The organism is Dendronalium phyllosphericum CENA369 (genome assembly GCF_016056275.1).
Taxonomy (GTDB): Bacteria; Cyanobacteriota; Cyanobacteriia; order Cyanobacteriales; family Nostocaceae; genus Dendronalium; species Dendronalium phyllosphericum.
On record NZ_JAECZA010000061.1, the window covers coordinates 1 to 26,105 of the forward strand.

Sequence of the window (26,105 nt, forward strand, 5' to 3'; positions counted from 1 at the left end):
GTATCACCATACAAATTTACGTTAGTTTAATAGCCTATCTAATTTTACAGATATTATCTATCCCACAACAATGGGGACATACACTATTAGATAAACTTCGCTATTTACAATCTTGTATGTGTCAGAAAATCAGTTATGTTCATTGGTTTGAGGAAATTATGTTTTGTTGAGTAATTTAATCTTTTTAGAGCTAGTGTAACTAGATATGTAAAGTTTTGTATTAGAATTCAACATTTCTGATATTTTTACTAATGCTTGTTGAGAGTATGTACGAGATATATGTATATGTATGTAATATTTTAAGCCAATAAAATAGCAATAATTCATTTGTTGCCCTAGAAACTCTAATTATGAAAGTAATTCAAACTCTTGCCCGTTATTTTCCAGATAAATGTGGAGGGATTCAAGTAAACCTCAACGATTTACTACCAAAACTGCGATCGCACAATATTGAAATTAAAATAGCAGCCGCTAGTAATGGTTCTAGAAAGGAATATACTTATGAGTATAGTGATGTAGAAGTTTATCGATATCCTGTATCTCCTATACCGAAAACACAACCTAATCATGGGCAATATCCTCATGGTAAATTTGAATATTTTGCTAATTGGCTATCTAATCAAAAAGCAGATATATATCATCAACATCATTGGGAAGTACATTGTGGACTGCCTCATCTACGTTTGGCAAAGGAATTAGGTATGGCAACAGTGGTAACTATCCACTATCCTTTACCTATTTGTCAGCGAACTACTTTAATGTTTAATGGACAGCAGGTTTGTGATGGCAAAATTGATGTCTTGCGTTGTTCCCAATGTGCTGATACTTTGAGCGGCAATTTACCTGCGGCAATAATTAAAACTTTAAGTAATTTGCCTATTTCTATCTTGTGTAAATTACCTTTGCCCACAAGTGCCTATCTCCCAGTTTCTGTAAACGAAGGTAATTTAGGACGCTTTGTGCGTCCTTTTGTTGTTCCTGGTTATGTTAATGCTCGTCAACAAAGTTTACTAGAAATGGCAAAATTTGCTGACAGAATTATAGCAGTGTGCGATTGGCTTTATAAAGCTCTAATTATTAATGGCGTTCCTGAAGAAAAACTCCTTCTGTGCCGATGTGGAATTGCTGACGTTAAACCAGAAAAATTGTCGCATAATAAACAGCAATCTCAACCTTTAAAAGTAGTTTTTTTAGGACGTTGGGATATATATAAAGGTGTAGATATTTTAGTACGAGCAGTTAAAGATTTACCTATTGCAATTCCCATTGAATTAATAATTCATGGCATAGCTCAGGATGAACGATATCGCAAGCAAATCTTAAAATTGATTGGTAACGATCCCCGCATTCGTATAGAGAAACAACTCACAAGGGAAGAACTGCCAAAAGCCCTGGCTAGTTATGATATACTCGCTGCACCTTCCCAATGGTTGGAAACAGGCCCTTTAGTAGTACTGGAAGCTCACGCCCTATCCCTACCTGTAATTGGTTCTAATTTGGGGGGAATTGCCGAATTAGTAAGACATGGTATTGATGGATGGTTAGTTACAGCTAACGATGTCAAAGCCTGGACTGATGCGCTACAACGTTTAGCAACAGATGTAAACTTACTTAATCAACTGCGCCAAGGTATCAAACCTGTTCGCACTGTAAATATGCAGGCTGCGGATTTAGCTGCTATATATAGCAACCTCCACCATTAGATTTAATAGCACTTACTTCTGGGGGTAGTGAAATCCGAATAAAATAAAGAGGCATTCCTTACCCATAACAACTGAGGATCGCGGAAAATTGATCCTCAGAGTTATTTCTGCATGTAGAACAGACGGATAACTATGCTAGAACAAGGCACTATCAGCATTCATACTGAGAACATTTTCCCGATTATCAAGAAATCCCTTTACTCAGATCATCAAATCTTCTTACGGGAATTGGTATCCAACGCTGTAGACGCGATCCAAAAGCTGAATATGGTATCCCGTGCTGGAGAATATACGGGAGACATTGGCGAACTGGAAATTCAGATTGCTATTGACAAAGACAAAAAGACCCTTTCCATTACCGATAATGGCATCGGGATGACAGCAGAGGAAGTAAAAAAGTACATTAATCAAGTTGCTTTCTCTAGTGCCGAAGAATTTATTCACAAGTATGAAGGCAAATCAGACCAACCAATTATCGGTCACTTTGGTCTAGGCTTCTACTCCTCCTTCATGGTGGCGCAAAAAGTTGAAATAGACACTCTCTCTTACCAACAAGGAGCGCAAGCTGTTCATTGGAGTTGCGATGGTTCTCCAGAGTTCACCATAGAAGAATCACCCCGTACAACTCACGGCACTACCATTACCCTGACTCTCCAAGCAGAAGAGGAAGAATTTTTAGAATCAGCACGTATCAAAAATCTTGTCAAGACTTATTGCGACTTCATGCCAGTACCAATCAAACTGGAAGGTGAGGTAATAAATAAGCAAAAAGCACCTTGGCGAGAATCTCCCAGTAATCTGAGTAAAGAAGAGTACTTAGAGTTTTACCGCTACCTGTACCCTTTTCAAGAAGAACCACTATTGTGGGTGCATCTGAACACTGACTATCCGTTTATCATCAACGGAATTTTGTATTTTCCCAAAATGAAGCCAGATGTAGATGTGACAAAAGGGCAAATCAAACTATTTTGTAATCAAGTTTTTGTCAGTGATAACTGTGAAGAAATTATCCCGCAATTTCTCACACCAATGCGGGGTGTGATTGACAGTACCGACATTCCCCTAAACGTATCACGTAGCGCCCTACAAGGCGATCGCACCGTGCGGAAAATCGGCGATTATATAGCTAAGAAAGTAGGCGATCGCCTCAAAGAACTTTACCGCGACAACCGCGAACAATATATTAGTGCTTGGAAGGATCTCGGCACTTTTGTGAAATTTGGCGTTCTCAATGACGAGAAATTCAAGAAACAAATCGAAGACATCATCATCTTCCGTACCACAGCTAAGATTGCTGAAAAAGCTGCTACCGCAACTCCAGCAGTTGAAGTACAGTCTCAAGAAGGAGATGTTTGGCAAGATGTCACCTCTCCCTCACAGGAATCTACATCCAGCACTCCTTATACCACTCTTAAAGAATACTTAGAACGCAATAAAGAACGCCACGAAAATCGGGTTTTTTACTGCACTGATGAAGCTACTCAAGCAACTTACGTAGAACTACATAAAAACCAAGGTTTGGAAGTCCTGTTTATGGACTCCTTTATCGACACCCACTTTATCAACTTCCTAGAACGGGAATATCAAGATGTGAAATTTACGCGGGTAGACTCCGATTTGGATAATACCCTGCTAGATCAAGATAAAGCTGGCGAAATTGTCGATCCTAAAACAAATAAAACTCGCAGTGAAGTCATCAAAGAATTATTTGAAAAATCCCTCAACAAACCCAAAGTCAACATTCGCACCGAAGCTTTGAAGTCTGACAATCCCCATGGCACACCACCTGCAATGGTACTACTACCAGAAATTCTCCGCCGTCTGCGGGAAATGAACGCGATGATGCAGCAGCAGTCAGCAGAGTTTCCCGAAGACCACATTTTGCTGGTAAATACCGCTCACCCCTTGATTCAAAATTTAGCGAATCTCAGTCAAGGCAGTATTATTCAAGGTGATGGTCAATCACCTACAACGCAGTTGGTGAATATGATTTGCCAACACGTTTATGATTTGGCACTGATGTCTCAAAAAGGCTTTGACGCTGAAGGAATGAAATCTTTTGTTGAGCGTTCAAACGAGGTACTAACTAAGCTCACAGAACAAGCTAGTAAGTAAGTTGTCAGTTGTCAGGGGTCAGGAGTCAGTAGTTTTATCTCCTCCGCCCCTCTGCTTCCTCATCCCCCTCATCCCCCTCATCTCCCTCATCTCCCCATCTAAGCCCTAAAATAGAAAGGTTGTAATAAAATCCAAGCAAACTGGAGATACTTGATATGTCTCGTCGCTGCGAACTAACTGGTAAGAAGGCAAATAACGCCTTTGCAATTTCTCACTCTCACCGTCGTACCAAACGCCTGCAACACGCCAACTTGCAAACCAAGCGCGTTTGGTGGGCAGGTGGAAATCGTTGGGTAAAACTAAAGCTATCTACTAAAGCCATCAAAACCCTAGAAACTAAAGGTTTAGAAGCAATGGCTAAAGAAGCTGGAATAAACTTGAATCATTATTAAGCTTCTGAACCAAGGTATGTACTACCAGCCTTAAGACTCAGAAATTTGCTTAGTATTAAGAATACTTACCACGTAGCCTCCCTATTTTGGGGAGGTTTTTAATTACTTTATATTATTTTGTACTTAGTTGATATGTTTCATCTAATAGGTGGGTATTATAAGCTTACCGAGCTAACTATATCTTCATGAAGTTGCTTTCAGATGAAATAAATTTTTTAAAGTCAATGTCAACTTATCCTTTGTAATTCATGAATTAAAAATCTGAAACAATCAGTCTTTTTTAGAAGATATAAAAATTTGACAACCGATCTAACTTCAAAAATCAGTCTTTATGTTTTCATCCTGCATTCGTGAGTTAGTTTAAAAAGATAATTAGCTACATAATCAAACAAAATTTTGCCTGTAAATTCACTTAACAGGCAAAGTTTTTCATTGCCAAAAAAGCAAATTTTGTAAAAAATTACTTGACAAGAAAGCATCTATGTTCACAAAACGCCAGATAGTCAAGACAGTAAAAAAAATATCCAAACAGATTAGTAAGAATTTTTTATCTGCAATTAAAAAGCAAATTATTTGGCTACTCCGAACTTTATTTGTACCTAAGAGACGACGAAGCTCGGTGAATGCTGGTTTTGTTTTGCCAACAGTAGTAATGGTATCGTTGGTAGTTTTGCTGCTAACTACGGCGATTTTATTTCGCTCTTTTGAACGCTCTAAAAATGCTAGCAATGTTCGAGTGAACGAAACTGTTCTCAACGCTACAACTCCGGCAATAGATAGAGCTAGAGCTAAGTTAAACAAGCTATTTCAAGATGGACGCTTACCACGAGCTACACCAACAGATGATGCTTTGTATAGTACTTTGACAAACAACATCAATGAATATACTTTTGGAGATGAAACTCCGCTGAAGTTAACTCAAGGTACTAATAACATAACAACAGCATGGTTGTACCCAGTTGATACTAACAATAACGGCAAATTTGATAGTTACACTCTTTACGGTATTTACTTTAAAAATCCTCCCATTACCAGTGGGGTATATACCCGCGCCAGAAATACTCTAGAGGCGAGAACTCCACCCATGACTGCTGGTAGTGTAAATGGAGATTGTGGAGATAATCTAGGTACGAGTGCCACCTTGGTAGGTAGCACTGGCTGGTTTAATATTGGCGGTAAATTGAAAAAAAGCTTTTTTGCATACACTGCAACTGTTCCTATTACTACTCCACCAAATAGTAATTACGAGCAGTATAAAGGTAATAAAGGTTTTGTTGCATTAGAGTACGAACAAGACCGCGTGCAACTACCTTTGGTTAATAATGCAGTTGTTTATGAAGATGATATTGCACTGGCTCCCGGTACTAGCTTCAAGTTGAATGGTCGGATTTTTACTAATAGTAACTTCATTACGGCAGGAGTAGGTACTGCCACAGTTAAGCTGTATCAAGTTAGTAGTGTAAATTCCTGTTTTTACGAAGATGACAACGCCAAAATTATTATTGGTGGAAATTTAGGTGCTGGAGGATTTACAGATGCTAGTGATTTAAGTTCTAGTACAGTAGTCCATTTATACAGAGGAAAAGGAGTCGACCCTACCACTGTTAGTGGTGGTGGTGCAACTCCTGGTATTACTGCTAACAAATCAGTCACCGCAGGGCCGAGTAACATAGCATACAACAGCCTCGCTTATGTACAACGCATCAACCGCTTGGTTAGCGCTCAAATGGCTAATTCTGCAACTGGCGACCCGCAGGAAGTAAAAGATGCGATTCAAAAGCAAAAGACTAAACTTGGTTTATCAAGTTACACCACAGACGAAGAGGAGCGATTCCGCCGACAACAATTAGAGGCTTACTTTAAAAGGCGTACCCGTCGTGTACCTTATGCTGAAGTTGGTTTTGGAGGTAATGCTTTAGGGGATTATGCAGTTGGAGGTAGTAAGGAAAGTGAGTTACTTCAAAACAAAGACACTGCGGCAAGTTCACCAGATCCTGATAAGCTACGTCCACCAGATCCTTGGATATATCCCACCGATACCACTGATAATACAACAGGTACTAATTATACTAAACTGACACTAAATACAAGCAGTAGCACAAAGCTTTTACCTGCGGCAACCGAACCTAATACACTACAAAAAGATTTAGAAGGTAAAGAACAAACCTTAGGCGACCGAGCTTTGATTGGTAATAACCTTCCCGAATTATGGTGGAATAAAACAAGCTTTAGCTTTGTTGGCCCAAATCCGCAAGACACTCAATCGCTCTTAAATTTTGTGTGGGATAACGGAACTGGAACTCGTACTCGTCGCAGTCGTGTAGAGCAACTAGCTGATTTAGGAGCCACAGAGCGAGATAAAGATTGGGAATTAGCAGCTGCTAAAGTACCAACTAGTCCACAAGACCCTGTTGGCGGCTTACGGGTAGTGACTGGTGCAGGGGTTTACTTACCTAGTCGTTATACCACTACAGGTCGTGTTGCTGATGTTGTTAACGGTATTACTATTACTGCTGATACCGATTTTTCTACAGCTGCTAGTGTAACTACAAACATCTGGTCAGATATGATGCCAGTAGCTTCACAGACAGCTGCAACTAGTAATGGTGTTAAAGATGCAGATATCGTATTAGTCAACGGCTCACCCAAATCTGGTATTAGCGTTTTAGTAAGAGGTATTAAAACGGATCAACAGCTACTAGATGAGTACACACCTTACCTACGGATGCGGGCTACAGCAGTTTACCACTATAACATTGCAAGCTACAACGAGAAAGCACCGTCACCTATTGCTTGTGTCAGTAGCTACTACGATCCTACAAGCAACGCTAGAGCCAGAAACAAAACAGGTCTACCTGATGTATCCCCCATTAACTCACCTCAGGATAATACAAATAATGGTAACTCTAATAATGGTGTAGTTTATGCTGCTCCTGATACTGCTAATGGTGAAACTACTTACGCTAATGTGCTCAGTTACCAAGCTAAATTACAATATCCCAACGGACGTTGGGTGAATGAGCCACTCAAAAACGCTTTAGCAAAAACTACTACTGCCGCTCGTACTCTTTCAGAAAGGTCTGCCGTTGAATCTGCACTCTGTGCTATCCAAATTTTAGATGGTACTGTTAGCGTTCAAACTACTCCTATTATTCCTCACGGTGCAATTACGGAAACTGCTTTTCTTGATGCCAGACAAATTAAGGCAATTCATAAAGACAATGGAACAACTCCAGCTTTAGAAACATTCACAAATGCAGATAGCGGAGCCAGTGTACCATCCGCAGCAGATTACAACCTCCCCAAAGAACAGCGTCAACCTCTAGAAATTCGCGCCACAATCTTAGATATTAATCAATTGCGTCAAAAATCTATAAGTGGTGGCGTGTCAACTGTAACAGAATATTTGCTGCCCAATAGCGGTATTATTTATGCTACTCGTGATGACGCGCTTTTAGATTTAAGTTCGACTAAACCTACAGGAGTCTCATCTACACAACAACAAGAAACTCAGAAGACAGAAAGTCCTGTAGACTTTATACTCGATCCAACTCGTCGTCCTAACGCCATTATGTTAATCAATGGCGATAAAATCTGGCGTGGAAGTACAACCAACGATCAAAGATATAGAGACGCAGAGAAAGGGCTGATTTTAGCTTCTAACTTGCCTGTGTATGTCAAGGGGAACTTGAATCTTCATACCCAACAAGAATTTACAGATGGGCTGCAAGATGATTGGAGCAATTTCTATACTCGCCCAGCTAGCGGACAGAAACGTAATGTTCAATTTGCCTGTCGTCCAGGCGACGCAAGACTACAAAATTGTACTACTGGAGACGAATGGCGACCCGCAACTGTATTGGCCGATGCTGTAACCCTACTCTCTAATAGTTTCCAGTTGGGTTTTCGTAATGATGGGGACTATGACTTGAACAATAATTTGGGAGATAGCAATTCTAATAATGCATTTAAAGCAAATGGCTTTTTTACCAACAACTACGTTACAAATGCTAACTGGTATAACAGTAGCACTGGTTTTCCTAAAATCTTTAGTTCTTACCTAAACAACTTTGTTACACCTATCCAACGACGAGTAACATTTAACGAATATTTAATGGAACTTTGTCCGAAACTACCTGTTTCGGCGTGTGGATCTGGAGATTGGTATGTTGATTTAGATCCAACAAACCCAACAAACTATACTGCCCATAAGCACACGTGGGACATTAGTGGCGGAATTGTAGGTCAAGCTCCCGGTGACTTAGAATCGGCTACGACAGCTACACCCGCTGCTACTGCATATCAGCGCTATCCTCGTCGAGTTGCTTTTAAGCGTGACACCACCATTGGTAAGTTGGGTAATTTGGTTCTTGATAGTAATAATCTTCCCATACCTTTGGGAATCGATAGTAGTAGTGGCAATGTAGCAGAGTTTCCCTATAGCAGTACTACTTATCCTAAGCAAACAAGTAATGCCTTGTGGTTCCAGACAACTACAAAAACCGATGCAAAAAGTGACAACTCTAATGATGATCCTGTTGATACACATTTATTACTCGTCAACGAAACTCTAAGCAGTACACAAGCGAGCCAACCACGTTTGCAGGCAGTTTTACAAATTAATAAACCCTCTGGAATACCTTCAGCCGAATCTACTACATATATAGGCCCGCCTTCTAATTCAACAGGGAGTAATGTTCACAACAACTGGCTGCAACTAGCTACCGATACAACCTTTAATTTAGTGTCAGCAGCTGGAGATACTCCAGCACGCTCCACAGAAGACAATGGTGGCTTACACAACTTTGTACGGTTTTTGGAAAACTGGAACCCAACAGATACTACAGCTGATGCTATAAAAGCGAGGATTAGTGGCTCTTTTATCCAGTTTAAGCGTAGTGCTTATGCTACTGGACCATTCAGGTCATTGTTAACAGACTCGTATCCTATCGTTGGTAACGGTAATAAAGCTCCTTTTTATATAGCTCCTACAAGACAATGGGGTTATGATGTCGGGCTGCTATCACAATCGCCTGACTTGTTTGCCCAAAAATTGGTGAGAGTACCAGACGATCTGCCAGATGAGTACTTCCGAGAAGTTGGTCGAGACGATCCTTGGGTAAAAACTTTGTTGTGTGCAAAGAGAACCGACGATACCTATGCAATTGACGCAGATCAACGTCCTTGCTCTTAGAGACAGAATTTTAGAAGTTGGTAACGACCGATGATAAAGCACAAACAAAAGCAACAAAACTGTCCTTGCGATGATTCTGGTTTTACAATCATTGAGTCATTAGTAGCAATAATTGTAGTTGCCATTTTACTAGTTGCGATCGCACCTGCGATCGTCATGTCAACAGCTACTAGAGTTCAGGCTCGACGTGTGGAACTGGCTACACGAGCTGCCAAAACATACATTGATGGGGTTAGAACTGGAGTCATTCCAGCACCTCAGCAAATTAACCCAGTACTCGATCCTCCCAGTACGACTCTTAATAGAAATCTTGTAAATACACCAAGCGACTATTTAATTTACACAAAGATGCCAGTTCCCACATCGGCAAGCGACCCAGATTTATATTGCTTTACAAAGGACGCTATTATCACTGTTGGAGTGTGTGCAAACCAAGATAAACTATTGGGATTCTACATTCAAGCTCGTCGAATTGTCCAAAGTACTACAGCAAGCGACGGCTACCGCTTAGGAATTCGGGTTTATCGCGCAGATGTTGACTTTAGCAAACCTCTAACTGCTAGCACTAGTACAACCAAGAATACTCAAAGAACTTTCACTAATGGAATAGGCGATCGGCAATCACCATTGATCGAAATGACTACTGACATTGCTAGTACTAATACTTCATTTAAAGCTTTATGCCAGCGTCTTGGTGTTGCAACAAATAAAGCTTGTGAATAATCGGCAAAGTCGAATTATTCAATAGCCATCTATCTATTCACTAAAGAGAAGAACAGAGTATGATGAGGGCACTAAAATTCCTGCTCAACATCCAACTAAAACGCTCGAAGGGTATTCAGCAAGTTGGTGGTTTTACCTTAATTGAATTGTTAGTAGCCATAGTTCTAGCATTTCTTGTAATCGCGCCATTGCTAGGATTCATGATTAACGTTATGAGTACAGACCGACAGGAGCAAGCAAAGGCCAACTCTGAACAAGAAATTCAAGCAGCACTCGATTACATTGCTCGCGATCTACAACAAGCTATCTACATATATGATGCTACTGGCGTTGATGCTATTAAAGCTCAACTACCTGACCCAAGCGCAACAGATAGAGTGCCTGTACTTGTTTTTTGGAAACGAGAATTAGTCAACCAAGCAATTACAGTTACAGGTAGTGACAAAGATGATGCTTATGTATATTCATTGGTTGCCTACTATCTAATTAAGGACACTAACACTACTTGGTCTAATGCTGCTCGCATTGCTAGATGGCAAATTAAGGATGGCATAGCGAGTAATAGCGGTGTAGCTTGTACTGGATATACAGGCAAGTATATCAGTGGCTATTGCCCTAGCGGAGGTTTTGCCCTTTTTAATCTTGATGGAGTAGGCACCATAGAAGAAAAAATGAATAAGTGGACAAGACTCAGTCAATACACTACTAAAAATAGTAGTGGAGCAGATGTAGTCAACAATGTTAGTTACTCCGATACTCCTATAGTACTTGTTGATTTTATAGACCAAACAATAACAGGAGCGCCAGGAGCGACAACATGTCCTACAGGCTCGTCAAAAGTAACACCTACTAGTTTTAATACTATTAACACAGGTCAAATGACTAGCTTTTATGCTTGTGTGGATAGGATTAACACTACAGCACAGGTGTTTTTAAGAGGTAATGCAATTGCTCGGTTACAAAAAAATAACTTGGATTATACAGCTAGCAAAAGCGCCTATTTTCCAACTGCAAGTATACGAGTACAAGGGCGCGGTTATTTATTTACTAAGTAAGTGCTGAAAATAAAAATTAATTATAGCTGATTATGAACAAGCTAAGTTTTAAGTCGTTGTATACCCACGATGGAAAGAAGAAAACTCAACGGCAGTGTATAGCTAGTCATTTTGCTGTGAAAAATGTTCCACAAGAAGCTGGCTTTAGCATGATAGAATTAATCGTCGTAGTTGTCATGATAGGGGTGCTAGCTGCGATCGCAACTCCTAGCTGGCTTACCTTTATAAACCGACAACGGCTCAATAAAGCTAACGATTTCATAATCACTGCCCTACAAGAAGCACAACGACAAGCCCAAAAAACCAAACGTAGCTACAGCGTCAGTTTTACAACAAATAGTAACAACGTAGCAAAGATTGCTATTTATCCTGATGGCTCCTTACCTGATAACTACTGGCGTAATTTAGGCGAGGATGTACAAATTAAACCAGGAACAGTATTGCTTGGTACAAATTTGAGCGATCAAAATACAGCTGGCAGTTCTGTTTCCTATGCTCAGGAATATAATGCTAGCACTAACAAACAAACAATTACTTTTGACTACATGGCTACTTTGCCTAATGCTAACTTCGGTACACCACCATCCAATTCAACAGATGCTCCTGGTATAAAAATTGCAGTAGCCATACCCAGTTCTAGCAGTTCTACATCCCCAACTAGTACAAAAAGATGTGTTATTGTAAAAACTCTCTTAGGCTCAATTGTCACAGATAAAGATAATAAATGTAATTAATTGTGTAGCAAATTAACATAAAATTTTAGTATAAACACTGTGTAGCAAATAGAATATTGACAGCAAAATTGTAATATAACGTGAGTTCGACAAATCTCTTCTTGCCAACTACTCTCTCCGTTTCGGAAAGAGAGAAACAATTCAGATCGTGGTTTTTTACCCTCTCTTTTTAGGGAAGAGGTTTGGAAAGGGGTTAAAAAAGTTCCAACTGAACTCGCGTTAATATAGGATGCATTTTATCTTTTTATACATTACTTGTTTGTTAGTAACTAAATAAGCTTGACAGTGTGTTACTTTTGATGTTTTAAATTGGTCAAGCACTTTCTAAAAGCAAGTTACTCAAATATAACTTTAGGAAGATGGCTGAAATTATTGAATTTACTGTAGCTATACCAACTTATAACGGTGCAAGTCGTTTACCCGAACTACTAGAACGACTGCACAATCAAACTTACACTGAAAAATTGACTTGGGAAATTATTGTTATAGATAACAATAGCACTGACAATACAGCTAAAGTTGTTCAAAGTTATCAAGAAAAATGGCAACGCCCTGATTTTTTAAAGTATTTCTTTGAAGCAAAGCAGGGAGCTGCTTATGCCCGCAAAAAGGCAATCGAAGTCGCATTAGGCAAATTTATAGGATTTCTTGATGATGATAATTATCCAGTACCTAAGTGGGTAGCAGCAGCTTATGATTTTGGTCACAAAAATTCTCAAGTAGGAGCTTATAGTAGTCAAATTCATCCAGACTGGGAAGTAGAACCTCCAACGAATTTTTGGCGAATTAGTCCCTTTTTAGCCATTACGGAACGAGGAAATATACCACTGCTATACGATGCCAAGAAAAATTTATTGCCTCCATCTGCTGGACTTGTAATCCGTCGTCAAGCATGGTTAGACAGTGTACCAAATAAATTTATTTTAAGTGGTAGAACTACTGGAAATATGCTGACTAGTGAAGATTTAGAAATGATAAGTTACATTCAAAAAGCTGGTTGGGAAATTTGGTACAACCCTGAAATGGAAATCTATCATAAAATTCCCCGGTTTAGGCTACAAAAAGATTATTTAATTCCCTTTTTTACTGGGATTGGGCTGAGTCGTTATGTGACCAGAACTGTGAATATAAAACCTATTTATAAACCATTTATTTGTTTTATTTATATAATAAATGATTCGTGTAAAATTATTTTACACTTGTTTAAATATGGACTCAATTTAAAAGATGATTTGGTTGCTACATGCGAAATGCAACTGTATCTCAGTAGCTTGATTAGTCCCTTTTACCTGTGGAAAAATGGTTATTTAAAATCTAAATAACAAGACAACTAGGAAATTCTTATGAATAAATTAGTAAATGATATTATAGATATTTCTGTAGCTATTCCTACATATAATGGAGCAAGTAGATTACCTAAAATTTTAGATTCACTTTTTAATCAAACAGGATTAGAAACACTCAACTGGGAAATTATTGTTGTTGATAATAATAGTTCAGATACAACACAAGAGGTAGTTCATAATTATCAAAAACTATATATTAATCGTTGTCCTTTAAAGTATTTCATGGAAACACAGCAGGGAGCCGCTTTTGCACGACTGCGTGCAGTGCATGAATCTAGAGGTAAGCTTGTTGCATTTTTAGATGATGATAATCTACCTGCACCTGATTGGTTAGCAAAAGCTTATAACTTTGGATTTGAACACCCTAAAGCTGGTGCTTGGAGCGGCCAGATTCATGGTGATTTTGAAGTAAAACCGCCAGAAAAATTTGAAAAAATTCAGGCATTTTTAGCCATTAGAGAACACGGTTCTCAACCACATTTGTTCGATCCAGATAATTTAAGACTACCACCTGGTGCAGCACTTGTCATCCGCAAACAAGCATGGTGCGAGAATGTTCCTCAACGACCTACTCTTAGTGGAAAATTACCTGGAGTTTTGGTGCAGGGTGATGACTACGAACCATTACTTTATATTCATAGTGGTGGTTGGGAAATTTGGTATAATCCTGCCATGCATACTTATCATCAAATACCATATTGGCGATTAGAAAAAGACTACTTATTAACTTTAGCTCGTGGTTGTGGACTATGTACTTTTCAACTACGTTTAATTAATTCTCCAAGTTGGCAAAAACCAATAATATTACTCAAAACTATTTTAGGTAATTTACGGCGATTATTAAAGCACCTCGTTAAATATAAAGCTAAATCAGAAAGCGACATAATAACACTTTTTGAAATGGAGTTTTACTGGGGTAGTATGCTTAGTCCTTTTTATTCTTTCAAGTCTTATTTTAATAGATTGATGGTAAACAATGTAACTATGCGCCATGAATAAAATAAACCCAAAATTACCAATAATTTCAGTAATTATTCCTGTTTATAACAGTGAAAAAACCATTAAAGTAACAATTGGTTCTGTTTTAAAACAAACTTTCGAGGATTTTGAATTAATTATTATTAATGATGGTTCCCAAGACTCAACTTTAGATGTTATCTCAGAGATTAAAGACTCACGAATCAAAGTATTTACATTCACCAATGGTGGTGGAAATGTGAGTCGCAACCGAGGGCTAAATATGGCACTTGGAGAATTTGTAAGTTTTCTAGATGCTGATGATATTTGGACATCTGATAAGCTTCAGTTACAGTTGCAAGCTCTCCAAGAAAATCCAACCGCAAAAGTTGCTTATAGTTGGACTGACTATATTGATGAGAACGATCGATTCTTAGTATCAGGTACGCACACGAGTATAAATGGAGATATTTATGAAAAATTATTGATAAATAATTTTTTAGAAAATGGCTCTAATCCTTTAATTTATAAAGAATCTATAATTGAATTAGGTGGATTTGATGAATCGTTAAAGGCAGCGCAAGATTGGGATATGTGGCTAAGACTAGCCGCTCGATATTTTTTTGTAGCTGTGCCTTGCGTGCAAATATTGTATCGAGTAAGCGCATATTCTTTGTCTTCTAATCTTGTAAGGCAAGAAAAGGCTTGCCTTCAAGTACTTGAACGCGCTTACCAAGTAAGACCATTAATAAATCAAACTAGTTGGAAATTGAGTCTTACTAATCTTTACAAATACCTGACTTGTAAAGCTTTACAACGACCATTTAATAAACAAAAAGGTATAGCAGCGATTAAATTTTTGTGGAAGTATTTCTTAAATGATTACTCAAGGCTTCAACGGATAAGCTTTACTCTAAAACTGTTATTTAAAAGTGTAATAATCATTATTTTACCACCTACTATATCTACAACATTACTTACAATTATGAAGTTAGAACTGAAGAAACTGAAACCTTGCTAAAAATAGTAGTAGTTAAAAATACTTAAAATTCAAATATATATTTAGGGTGCATTTACAGTATTCAATTAAGATAAAAAATATTTCCAATAATTGCTCTAGTAGTGGCTTTTCCTTACCAGAAATATTAGTCACTATTGTAGCAATTGGCATATTAATAGCTTTAGCACTGCCTAACTGGCAAAGTTTTATGGAAGTTCGCCGCCTTACTGCTGCTCAAGAAGAAATTTATCAATCTCTCAAACAAGCCCAAAATCAAGCTGCTAAAGAAAAAGTAACTTGGCAAACTAGTTTTCGTCAAAATAACAATATCGTTCAATGGACTGTTCATAAAGCAGAACAAGGACAATTCATTCCGGTTTCTGTGATGAACAATGATAAAGTTTGGTACGAGTTTCATCCAAATATTCGTATCGATCTAAACAAGAACAATAAAGATAAATACGAAACAACTTTACCAAAACACTCCTCACAACAAGTTTGGCGAGTTTTATTTAACTATCAAGGGTGTCCCATATATGAAGTCGGAGATGAGTGTACTGATACATCACTCAGAACTTTAGGACAGATAACATTATATAGCCACAATAGTGGTAAAGTTAGGCGTTGTGTCTATGTCTCTACTATTATAGGAGCAGTAAAAATGGGTAAAGAGCATTCTAGAGCTAATGAAAAAGACAAGTATTGCTATTAAGATATTTTTAGTTAAGTTAAATAAGGTACTGCGTGCTGCAATCATTAAGTAATTCAAAACAGCACCTGATTATTTTCACTCGCTATCCAGAACCAGGAAGAACAAAAACTCGACTGATACCTGCTTTAGGTACTGTTGGTGCTGCCAATCTGCAACGGCAGATGACCGAGCATACAATATCTCAAGTTAAAGAATTACAACAAGCAACTAATGTATCTTTGGAAGTGCGCTTCACTGGTGGCAATTTACAACTGATGCAAAATTGGCTGGGGCTGGATTTAGTTTACCAGTTGCAAGGTGAGGGAGATTTGGGTTTGCGAATGGCGCGATCGCTTTTCGATGCTTTTCAATCTGAGATGAAGCAAGTTGTTATTATTGGCACAGATTGCCCTGGTGTAAATTCCCGGATTCTTACCAAAGCCTTTGAGCAACTGCATAGCTTTGACCTCGTACTTGGCCCAGCAATTGATGGCGGTTATTACTTGATTGGTTTGCGTCGCTTCATTGGAGAATTATTCGCTAACATCGACTGGGGAACTTCTCAAGTATTGCAACAGACTGTGGATATTGCTGTCAAACTGAACCTCTTACATACATACTTGTCTTTATTGGCTGATGTTGACCTTCCAGAGGATCTGCCGATTTGGGAACAAGTTATCAAGGGTGAAGTCGGGGTATGGGACGATCGAGAGCTAGAAAGATGAAAAAGTAAATTCAAAATTTTGCTTTTTCTCTGCTTTCATTTCTTGACTCCAGCCTACCTCGTATCTTAAAACACCAAGAATTTTCTGAAGACACTCAAGTTAACAAGTGTTACTGTGGTGTAGTTCCAAACTAAGAGGCAGAAAGTTTATACCAGTATTGCATCTGCCTTGTGTTCCCAGATAACAAAGAGGTTGATGGAATAGGTAGGGTCATGGGAACAATATTCCAGTAACTTTAAATAGGACAATCTATTCTGATTTATCGCAAGTTTGAAAAACTATGACTAACCGTTTTGCCTCTGTGAACGCTGCCCTCACGCTAAAAGTAGTGGGGATAATTTTAATTTTGTCCTTTTTTCTTGACTTTTTAATTCTGTTGTTACCCTTCCAACCAACCGATCGCACATGGCAAATCAACTTAGCAACAGCACTAGTTGACAGGGGAATTGTGCCTTTAGTCGGTTTAGGAATGTTGTTTGTCGGCTATTGGATTGATGATGCCAGTGATGGCGATCGCCCACGCTCTGTAGACTTAAGATTTCCAGCTTTGATAATATCGAGTATCTTAGGGTTACTCTTTTTGCTGATTTTTCCTTTGCATCTCAATAATGTGCGTCAAGCTAGCACTCAAACCGTAAATCAAATTAACCAAGATGCAGATCAAGCAGAAAACCAATTGAAAACTCAGCTAGCACAATTTCAAGCTCAATTGAATAACGAACAAGGAAAAGCTCAACTAGAACAATTGCGAAATCAAGCTAGAGCTCAATTTACCGAATTGCTCAAAGATGACCAGAAATATAAACAAGCTCTTGAGAATCCTCAACTTCCCGCCACTCAAAAAGAATTGCTCAAGAAGTTTAAAGCCAACCCCCAAGAACTTGACAAATTTATCGCCCAGCAAACAGATCCCCAAGGATTGGCAAATCAAAGATTGAGTCAAATTCGGGAACGCAAAGAAGCAGCTGAAAAACAAGCTAAAGACAATGCTTGGAAATCTGGTTTGCGAATTGGTATTAGTAGTTTATTATTGTCCATCGGTTACATAATCATCGGCTGGACGGGATTACGAGGTATGGGTACTTTACAAGGTAGTGGACGTAAAGCAGCTGCACGTTAAAAGAAGATTGCAGGATGAAGGCTGAAGGCTAAAAAATCAAAGCTGAAATTTAATACTTCAAACTTCATCCTTAAAAACAAGGCAATTAGTAAAATTATTATTAAACTTAAAATGTTCTCAATTTACATACTGACATATAACGAAGAACTAGATATTGCCGCTTGTATTGAGTCGGCAATGTTATCAGACGACATTATTGTTGTAGATTCATGCAGTAGCGATCGCACTGTAGAAATTGCCAATCGTTATCCTGTACGCGTCTTTCAACACGCTTTTGAAAGTCACGGCCGCCAACGCACTTGGATGCTAGAATCCATTCCGCCAAAATACGAGTGGGTCTATATTCTCGAAGCTGACGAACGGATGACACCACAACTGTTTGCTGAATGCGAACAGGCAAGGCAAAATCCAGACTACATTGCTTACTACGTTGCCGAACGTGTGATGTTTATGAATCGTTGGATTCGCTATAGCACTCAATATCCCCGTTACCAATTGCGTCTGTTCCGTCACGGTAAAGTCTGGTTCGCAGACTACGGTCATACCGAACGAGAAGTTTGTGACGGTGCAACTAGCTTTTTAAAGGAAACTTATCCTCATTACACTTGTAGCAAAGGTCTAAGCCGCTGGATTGAAAAGCACAACCGTTATTCCACAGATGAAGCTAGAGAGACTTTGTATCAATTAAAACAAGGTAATATTAACTGGTGGGATTTGTTCGTAGGTAAATCTGAAGTTGAAAGACGGCGCGCTCTCAAAGATTTGTCTTTGCGTTTGCCTGCCAGACCTTTGCTACGCTTTATATATATGTACTTCTTTTTGGGCGGCTGCTTAGATGGACGGGCTGGAATGGCTTGGTGTACATTACAAGCGTTCTACGAATATTTAATTTTACTCAAAGTTTGGGAAATGCAGCATCTACCGACTCCTAGTTTAGAGACAGCAATACCTCAAGCTGGGGATAGCCAAGCAAAAACGCATCATTTGGCTTCAGAAGTTACCAAGGTTGACGCAGTTTGACTTAACTTGAGTTTTTATCCTGGTTGGATTGTCTCGATAAATTTTAGTAATTTTTTGGGTTACTTGGTTGAGCCGCAAGCATTCTGAATGGATATGATAAATTAATATTTTTAATATAAGTTTTTCACAAAAACATTTCTACGCGATCGCAAGATAATAACCTATGCGATCGCTTGTTTGTTTGTATTGTGAGCTTTTAGCAGCATCAGCAGCTTTTCAAAGAGCGCGGTACGATCGGAAATATCTCACAGATTAGCAACAATCATTTACAAGTCGCACAAAGAAAAGTAACATCCTCAAAGATAAACCAGCCACTATCCTGGTTGGTAATGTCCATAACCTCTTTTGTCAAAAACAGGGTGTGGCGCAACGGGTGTTAGGTGTAGTGAAGACGGCATTGGTCAGGGCTTGAACCCCCAGATGGTGCAATCGCTTTAAAATACGGGGCTTGTACCCAAGGGTTGTTGGGGCTATCTCTTCCCCTACACCCCACACCCCACACCCTACACCCGCCCCAACGGGGCTTGGTCATAAAAGAGATGTTTTTCAAGTAACCAGTGCGTGTTTTCATGGCAGTGTCCCAGCTATTTGCAGTTTTAGGCAGTAGCTTGTGTTTCTAAATGCTACATGTAATGACATCGTAATTTGACAAATCTCCTGGTATGAATAGCAATAATCAACGTTCCGCTAGCCTAGAAAAGGAGAATAAGGGCTTGGGAATCGATCGCTTCAAACAAGATTTAAAAAATGACCTGATAGCTGGTTTGTTAGTCGTAATTCCGCTAGCAACCACTATCTGGCTAACAATCACCATTGCTAGTTGGGTGATTAACTTTCTCACCCAAATTCCCAAACAACTGAATCCCTTTGATGGTCTGCACCCTATACTAGTAAACATACTGAATCTAGCAGTAGGGCTAGCTGTACCGCTGTTGAGCATTCTCTTGATTGGGTTGATGGCTCGAAATATTGCAGGGCGGTGGTTGCTAGATTTCGGCGAACGGTTATTACAGGCAATTCCCTTAGCCGGACAGGTATACAAAACCCTGAAGCAACTATTAGAAACTCTGCTCAAAGATTCCAATGGCAGATTTCGCCGTGTAATTTTAGTAGAGTATCCTAGGCGAGGAGTGTGGGCGATCGCCTTTGTTACAGGTGTTATGGATAGTGAAATCCAAGCTCATATGTCTCGTTCCATGCTGAGTGTATTCATTCCCACTACCCCAAATCCCACCACAGGTTGGTATGCGATCGTTCCAGAGGATGAGGTGGTAAACCTATCTATGTCCGTAGAAGATGCCTTTAAAGTAGTAGTCTCTGGTGGTATTGTTGCCCCAAATACGCCCTTACCTCCCCTTCTTATCTCTAAAGAACACACTTTGGAAACACCAACCCTAGAAACAAAGCGGTCTGTCATCCCCGTAGAAGAAACTTAAAATCAATCCGCCAAAGTCACAAGCAAATAGATAATATGGTGGTTTGATGCCAGGATTGATTAATTACCTAACTCCTTCATTAGTGCTTAGACACTCAACTTTTATGCAAGACCGAAAACCCCAACAAATTGCTCGTGAATTGGCCCTTTTAAGTCTTAGCCAGTTACCAGTAAATCCGAAAAAATTGACAGAAGATCATCTGCCAAAGTTAGTGCTAGCAACTGTACGCACTCTTCGCTCGGAAGTACAAGATACCCTAGACAATGCGGCTGCGGAACTGCAACGCAGCAACGATCGCATCTTAACTAGTCAAACGCGGGCTTCAGATATCAATACCGCCAGAACTATGCTTCAAGAAGCGATTCAATACACTCAAACAGCAATCAATCAACTAGGTGCAGCCATTGAGTTTCCAGAATTGATTCAGTTGGCAAATCAAGATAAGGAAGTTGGCAGATATGCTATCCAACTTGTCAAAGTAGTCAGCGAAGAGCGAACTAATATTGATGAACGAATTGCTTCAGCCTTGGTCGATTGGCAAGTGACTCGCCTTGCCCAAATCGACCGAGATATTTTGCGAATTGCTGTCGGAGAAATGCTTTTTTTAGGACTTCCAGATAGTGTGGCCATTAACGAAGCTGTGGTGCTAGCCAAACGTTACAGTGGAGATGAAGGTCATCGTTTTATTAACGGTGTGCTGCGTCGAGTCACAGAGCAAAAAAAGACTGCTTAGTAATCTGTTACACATTTAACTTGTACATTTACTTGATGACTGATCACCGTTAACTGTCAACCGTCAACAATTATAAATATGAGTACTAAGTTTTGAGTTGAGGAGCAATAGTAAATTGGCACAGTTCTTCAACTAGCCTCACATCTAAATTGCATAAATACTTTTAGTAGTTGACTGTTAACTGTCAACAGTCAACAGTCTAAACTGATAACTCATAAATCACATAACAACTCTTATCGCTAGCTGCAATGGTTTTTAATTGGTTCCGTCGTCAACACAACGATTCTTCTAAAACTCCCTCCGAAAATAAACAGGGAGAAACTCCTCCAGCCAAAGAACCCCAACCAGAACCAGCCGAAACGTCAACTCCAACACCAGAAACTGCACAAGACTCAACGGCAGACTTGTTGGCATTTGCCAAAGCCGCTTACAAAAATATCCAGCAAAAACAACAATCCCCAGAAGCAGAAACTCCCACTGACTCAGCAGTTGCACAAACACTAGTAGAACCAACAGCTACTGAAATACAACCAGTACAAACTTCAAAAGCAGTTGATACTGTTACTGAAGTGGATGAAACGGCACAATCCCCGCATACAGATGCAGCTGTTGAGGAACAGTCTACACAAGAAATTGAAACGTCACAAGTGCAAGCGGCAGATGCAACTGTTGTGCCAACAACTACAGAAGAGTTGCCGATATCTGTAACCGCAGCTGACTCTGTGACAGAAGTTACCGAGGAGCCTACAACCCTCAACCCAGAATTGACAGTGGATGAGACAGAAACAGTAGATACTGAATCTGTCACCTCACAAGAATCGCAACCAGCAATATCTTTTCTAGAACGGGCAGCAGCAGAACGGCAAGCCAAGCAAGAACGACTGATAGCCAGTGCGATCGAAGTGCCACAACCGCAAGTAGTGCAGCCATCAGCCGCTACTGCTGCATCGACTACCACACCAGAAGCAGAGAAATTCCCTGGACTAGCCTTTGATGAAGGGTTTATGTGGTCAGCGGAAGTATTGGCAGCCCAAGGTAGGCGTGCAGAAGACGTTTCTATTGAAGAAATTAATTGGCTGAAAAAGCTACGGCAAGGTTTAGATAAAACCCGTCGTGGCATTTTGAATCAATTGAAAGCAATTGTTGGGCAAGGGCCGCTCAACCAAGCAGCAGTAACGGAAATTGAGTCTTTGCTGTTGCAAGCTGATGTGGGTGTAGAAGCAACAGATTACATTATTAGCGCGCTTCAGAAAAAATTACGCGAAGATGTGACTCCACCAGAAGAAGCGATCGCCTTCCTCAAAGAAATCTTGCGGCATATGTTGGATGAACCACTGCAAAAATCCCACAAACCTAGCTTTGCCCCAGAAAAAGAAACCTTAAATATTTGGTTAATTACTGGGGTAAATGGTGCTGGTAAAACCACTACCATTGGTAAAATCTCTCACCTCGCAAAAAAATCAGGTTATAAATGCTTGATTGGCGCAGCAGATACCTTCCGGGCTGCTGCCGTAGAACAGGTGAAGGTTTGGGGTACTAGAAGCGGTGTTGAAGTAATTGCCAATCCCGGTAAAAATACAGATCCGGCAGCAGTGGTATTTGATGCGATCGCTGCTGCCCAATCTAGAGAAACTGAATTACTTCTAGTTGATACTGCTGGGCGTTTGCAAAATAAGAAAAACCTCATGGACGAACTCACTAAGATTCGTCGAATTATTGACAAAAAAGCCCCTAATGCCAAAATAGAATCTTTATTGGTTTTAGATGCTACTTTAGGTCAAAATGGATTGCGTCAAGCTGAAGTTTTCTCCCAAGCAGCCCAACTCAGTGGGGTGGTGCTAACTAAACTGGATGGCACTGCAAAAGGAGGCGTTGCCCTTGCCGTCGTACAGCAACTAGGTTTACCTATTCGCTTTATTGGTGCTGGTGAAGGTATTGAAGATTTACGTCCCTTTTCTAGCTATGAGTTTGTTGAAGCTTTATTAAGTGGCTAATAGAAAGAGCCAGGAAATTGAGCGTAAGGTTTTGCTGGGGAAAGGGATAAAAAGCAGGAGAGCATAAGTCAGAGGCTTGGCTGAGGAAGTTTAAAAGGAAAAGGAATTTTTTTACCTTTGCCTCTTTCTCCTTACCCTTTCTCCTGCACGAAGGGCTTTGACTCGTGACCCACTGTCGTAACCGTAGTTTAGAAATTGGAAGTGACTTGAAAATAGAATATTGGCAAAAACTTAAGACCTAAAACTGTGAGTTTGCTACAAGGTATGGGCAAACTTTGCTAAAATTTCACTCTGACGCTGTTTTTCTGACACCTAAACGGGCTTGTCAAATCTAGCAGCATAAATATTAGGTTGGATCGTTGAGAAATTCCAACGGAACTTTGGAAAACTTTCCATTCTGTGGGAATTCTTTCTCTAAAGGTCTCTACTAATGTCTCTAAAATAGTGGATTGATGTAAGTAAGCTAAAGCAACACTACCAAGTTAACTCTCAGTATGTACTTGCAAGATAACTTACAAATATTCTCTGTTAGCAAATTAGAAGTTGAAAACTTAACAGCCAAACTACTAAATCTAGTAAAACTTTTGAGTTCAAGTTTTTGCGTATGAGGTATGGTTTTTCTTAATGGTGTATTACTAGCTTTATAGTTCTTTTTTGAGTAAGCTAAAGTGCATCTTAAGTTTGTAAGCTGTTATGCTTTAAAATTGCACATCGATCAAAGCTGACTGTTGACAGTCAACAGTCAGCGGTCAACAACCACTATGAGTATTTCTGAAAATTAAATGCGCTTTAGCTTCTATTTTCAGATTTGAGGATGAGTAGCAGCTTGTTTGTTTCCTTGAGTTACACTCTTTTAATCCTCCGAGCCTCTCGATAGAGAAGGATACCAGCTCGCTCGAAGACTCTAAAAAATGTCACAAAATTACTTTGTGCTCAGAGTATTTATTTATGCCTGAGGATGTATGATTTGCTGATTAAATTATGAAAAAATGATTGCTTTCTGGAGGCTGACAAGAATTGCAGACTTTTGCCAAGCAGTTTTCGATGAGAAATACGCTGCTAAAAACTACTATATCTAAATAGATATGTCATAAGTAAATGCAATACTTATATTCAGTTACGTCTTACGTCTTTATACTCTTGCTAAAGTGACAAAGCTTGTCCCAATATGGTTTAGCAATCTCAAAAACAAAAAAGTTATAAGTAATCTAAAATCTACTGCTCTAAAGTGTAATAGTATCGCTACTGTGTCTCAACTGCCCTCCCAACCCACTGATAGTAATAGTAGTGCCGCGACGGATGTTACACCAGTCGTGGCACTAAAAGAACTTGTATCTAGGCTGCACCGAGAACAGAACAAAATTCAAGATTTGCTGAGTTCTTTAGGATTTGCCCTCAGAAGCTTTAATAATTTAAATCAGTTTCTAGAGTTGATTCCGCTGATGGCAACAAGAGTTACAGATGCGGATGGCAGTGCTCTGTTTCTTTATAAACCGAACGGACAAGTCAGGTTAGAGCAGTTACACTGGCAGGACAGCCGCCAGCGCAAAAATATTCGCAAAGCCTTAGAAACCGCTAGCAGTCAAATCACTCTTTTACCCAATACCGCTCCTTTGGCAACTGCCACCGGGATGTTGGACGATCAGATGCATCGCTATTTGGGGCCAGATGTACAAATTTTTGGCACGGCGATTCTAGTAAAACATACAGAACGGGGATGGCTTTATGTATTGAGCCGCGACCCAGAATATAGTTGGACTGACACTAGGCAAAAATTAGTCCGATTGGTAGCAGATCAAACGGCAGTAGCAATTGAAAACGATGAATTAGCTGTAGAACTCAGGAAAAAGGAACGTTTAGACCAAGAACTAGAAATTGGAGCAGAAATTCAACGGCGACTGCTGCCGCGTCAATGCCCTAATATTCCTGGTGCAGTTTTAGCCGCACGCTGTAAACCTGCCAATCGCGTTGGTGGAGACTACTACGATTTTATTCCTACCAATCACAATCAAATTCAATTACATAGCAAAGTTAGTCAAGAAGTTGGTCGGTGGGGTTTGGTGATTGGGGATGTGATGGGTAAAGGTGTCCCCGCAGGGCTAATTATGACGATGATGCGGGGAATGCTCAAAGGAGAAGTATTGCATGGTAATTCCCCGGCTGGAATTCTGCAAAATTTGAATAGAGTCATGTATGCGGATTTGGAAAATTCACATCGCTTTGTGACTTTGTTTTACTCAGAATATAATCCCAAGACGCGGATATTAGCTTACAGTAATGCAGCACACAATCCTCCCTTGTGGTGGCACGCAGCAACAAAAACTGTCACCCGATTGGATACTCTAGGAATGCTGATTGGCTTGGATGCTAATAGCCAATACGAAGATGCTCAAGCACAGTTAGAGATGGGAGATACAATAATTTATTATACAGATGGATTGACTGATGCTGCTGCTGCCAGTGGCGATCGCTTCGATGAAGAAAACTTTGTTACTGCCTTCAGCGTCGCTTGCAGCTACTATAGCAATCCACAAGAGATTGTAGATTACCTTTTTGACCAAGTTCAGCAATTCATCGGTTCTGAGCAGCAAAACACCGATGACATGACGCTAGTTGTTTTGCAAATTTTGTAGTCAAGATTGCGCGAACTCAATCAAATTTGGGTTTTGCTGCCGCTGCATTGCCAGTTGCATTGTGGTGTTAGTGTAGCAGTGATATTATACTGCTTTTAGCATCTTCATCCGAAATAAACAATTGAACAGTTGTATCCCACATTCCGCACCTAAAACTGGCACACAGAGAAAGCAGTAAGTAAATTCAGACTATTGGTAAAAATTGAGACAATAAAAACCGAGAAGTAAAGTTAATAGCCAGAATCAGGGTAGAAGTCAAAAAATAAATAAAATTAGCACTCTATAAGCTTCCATCATGAAAAGCTAAAAATAGTTGATGGGAAATAGTGTGAAAATGAATTCGCCCTTGAATATTGAAGTAAAAAATTTAGATCACCTGGGGATAGTAGCAGGAATCATTGATGAAATAGAGTTGGTAGACCAAATAAATAAAATACTGGGACAGCACCCGCAAGAAAAGGTAAGCGCGGGTCAGGCAGTTAAAGCAATGATATTAAATGGGTTAGGTTTTGTATCAGGAACGTTATATATGTT

The 26,105-nt window shown here is 39.6% G+C and carries 19 protein-coding genes and 1 pseudogene; all 20 read left to right on the forward strand.

What is annotated here, in order from left to right; translation table 11 throughout:
• Positions 1–170: pseudogene (locus tag I8752_RS14520) on the forward strand (IS4 family transposase); the annotation flags it as partial.
• A gap of 180 nt (positions 171–350) precedes the next feature.
• Entirely contained in the window at positions 351–1,703 is a 1,353-nt protein-coding gene (locus I8752_RS14525; RefSeq protein WP_214433028.1) for a glycosyltransferase, read from the forward strand.
• Between the two features lie 132 nt (positions 1,704–1,835).
• Positions 1,836–3,818 carry a molecular chaperone HtpG gene (gene htpG, locus I8752_RS14530; protein WP_214433029.1) on the forward strand — a complete coding sequence of 661 codons (1,983 nt, stop codon included), beginning with the start codon at positions 1,836–1,838 and terminating at the stop codon, positions 3,816–3,818.
• Between the two features lie 155 nt (positions 3,819–3,973).
• The gene (gene rpmB, locus I8752_RS14535; protein WP_214433030.1) at positions 3,974–4,210 is read left to right on the forward strand and encodes a 50S ribosomal protein L28; all 237 of its coding nucleotides are present in this window, start codon (positions 3,974–3,976) and stop codon (positions 4,208–4,210) included.
• A 481-nt stretch (positions 4,211–4,691) separates the two neighbouring features.
• Positions 4,692–9,404, forward strand: coding sequence for a hormogonium polysaccharide biosynthesis protein HpsA (gene hpsA / locus I8752_RS14540; protein ID WP_214433031.1), 4,713 nt, complete (start codon positions 4,692–4,694; stop codon positions 9,402–9,404).
• A gap of 30 nt (positions 9,405–9,434) precedes the next feature.
• Complete coding sequence (gene hpsB / locus I8752_RS14545) at positions 9,435–10,127, forward strand: hormogonium polysaccharide secretion pseudopilin HpsB (protein ID WP_214433032.1); 693 nt, start codon at positions 9,435–9,437, stop codon at positions 10,125–10,127.
• Between the two features lie 62 nt (positions 10,128–10,189).
• Entirely contained in the window at positions 10,190–11,182 is a 993-nt protein-coding gene (gene hpsC, locus I8752_RS14550; protein ID WP_214433045.1) for a hormogonium polysaccharide secretion pseudopilin HpsC, read from the forward strand.
• Between the two features lie 32 nt (positions 11,183–11,214).
• On the forward strand, positions 11,215–11,916 hold the full coding sequence (locus I8752_RS14555; RefSeq protein ID WP_214433033.1) for a pilus assembly FimT family protein: 702 nt from the start codon (positions 11,215–11,217) through the stop codon (positions 11,914–11,916).
• A gap of 359 nt (positions 11,917–12,275) precedes the next feature.
• On the forward strand, positions 12,276–13,238 hold the full coding sequence (hpsE, locus tag I8752_RS14560; protein ID WP_214433034.1) for a hormogonium polysaccharide biosynthesis glycosyltransferase HpsE: 963 nt from the start codon (positions 12,276–12,278) through the stop codon (positions 13,236–13,238).
• Positions 13,239–13,259: 21 nt separating this feature from the next.
• A complete protein-coding gene (gene hpsE / locus I8752_RS14565) occupies positions 13,260–14,261 on the forward strand; it encodes a hormogonium polysaccharide biosynthesis glycosyltransferase HpsE (RefSeq protein WP_214433035.1) in 1,002 nt (333 codons plus the stop codon).
• Positions 14,254–15,240 (forward strand): glycosyltransferase, encoded by a 987-nt coding sequence (locus I8752_RS14570; protein WP_214433036.1) that lies wholly within the window; start codon positions 14,254–14,256, stop codon positions 15,238–15,240. Before hpsE (I8752_RS14565) ends, I8752_RS14570 begins: the two co-directional genes overlap by 8 nt.
• Before the next feature lie 46 nt (positions 15,241–15,286).
• Complete coding sequence (locus I8752_RS14575; protein WP_318780851.1) at positions 15,287–15,931, forward strand: pilus assembly FimT family protein; 645 nt, start codon at positions 15,287–15,289, stop codon at positions 15,929–15,931.
• Positions 15,932–15,963: 32 nt separating this feature from the next.
• Positions 15,964–16,635 carry a TIGR04282 family arsenosugar biosynthesis glycosyltransferase gene (locus I8752_RS14580; RefSeq protein WP_214433037.1) on the forward strand — a complete coding sequence of 224 codons (672 nt, stop codon included), beginning with the start codon at positions 15,964–15,966 and terminating at the stop codon, positions 16,633–16,635.
• Between the two features lie 280 nt (positions 16,636–16,915).
• Positions 16,916–17,755, forward strand: coding sequence for a hormogonium polysaccharide biosynthesis protein HpsJ (gene hpsJ-B, locus I8752_RS14585; RefSeq protein ID WP_214433038.1), 840 nt, complete (start codon positions 16,916–16,918; stop codon positions 17,753–17,755).
• 111 nt (positions 17,756–17,866) lie between these two features.
• Positions 17,867–18,775, forward strand: coding sequence for a glycosyltransferase family 2 protein (locus tag I8752_RS14590; protein ID WP_214433039.1), 909 nt, complete (start codon positions 17,867–17,869; stop codon positions 18,773–18,775).
• A gap of 662 nt (positions 18,776–19,437) precedes the next feature.
• Positions 19,438–20,211, forward strand: coding sequence for a DUF502 domain-containing protein (locus I8752_RS14595; RefSeq protein ID WP_214433040.1), 774 nt, complete (start codon positions 19,438–19,440; stop codon positions 20,209–20,211).
• 103 nt (positions 20,212–20,314) lie between these two features.
• A complete protein-coding gene (nusB, locus tag I8752_RS14600) occupies positions 20,315–20,944 on the forward strand; it encodes a transcription antitermination factor NusB (RefSeq protein WP_214433041.1) in 630 nt (209 codons plus the stop codon).
• Positions 20,945–21,192: 248 nt separating this feature from the next.
• Positions 21,193–22,938 (forward strand): signal recognition particle-docking protein FtsY, encoded by a 1,746-nt coding sequence (gene ftsY, locus I8752_RS14605; RefSeq protein WP_214433042.1) that lies wholly within the window; start codon positions 21,193–21,195, stop codon positions 22,936–22,938.
• A 1,247-nt stretch (positions 22,939–24,185) separates the two neighbouring features.
• Positions 24,186–25,571, forward strand: a complete 1,386-nt coding sequence (locus I8752_RS14610) for a PP2C family protein-serine/threonine phosphatase (RefSeq protein ID WP_214433043.1) — start codon at positions 24,186–24,188, stop codon at positions 25,569–25,571.
• A 334-nt stretch (positions 25,572–25,905) separates the two neighbouring features.
• Positions 25,906–26,105 (forward strand): DUF4277 domain-containing protein (locus tag I8752_RS14615; protein ID WP_225895663.1); only part of this gene is annotated, 200 nt, incomplete at its 3' end.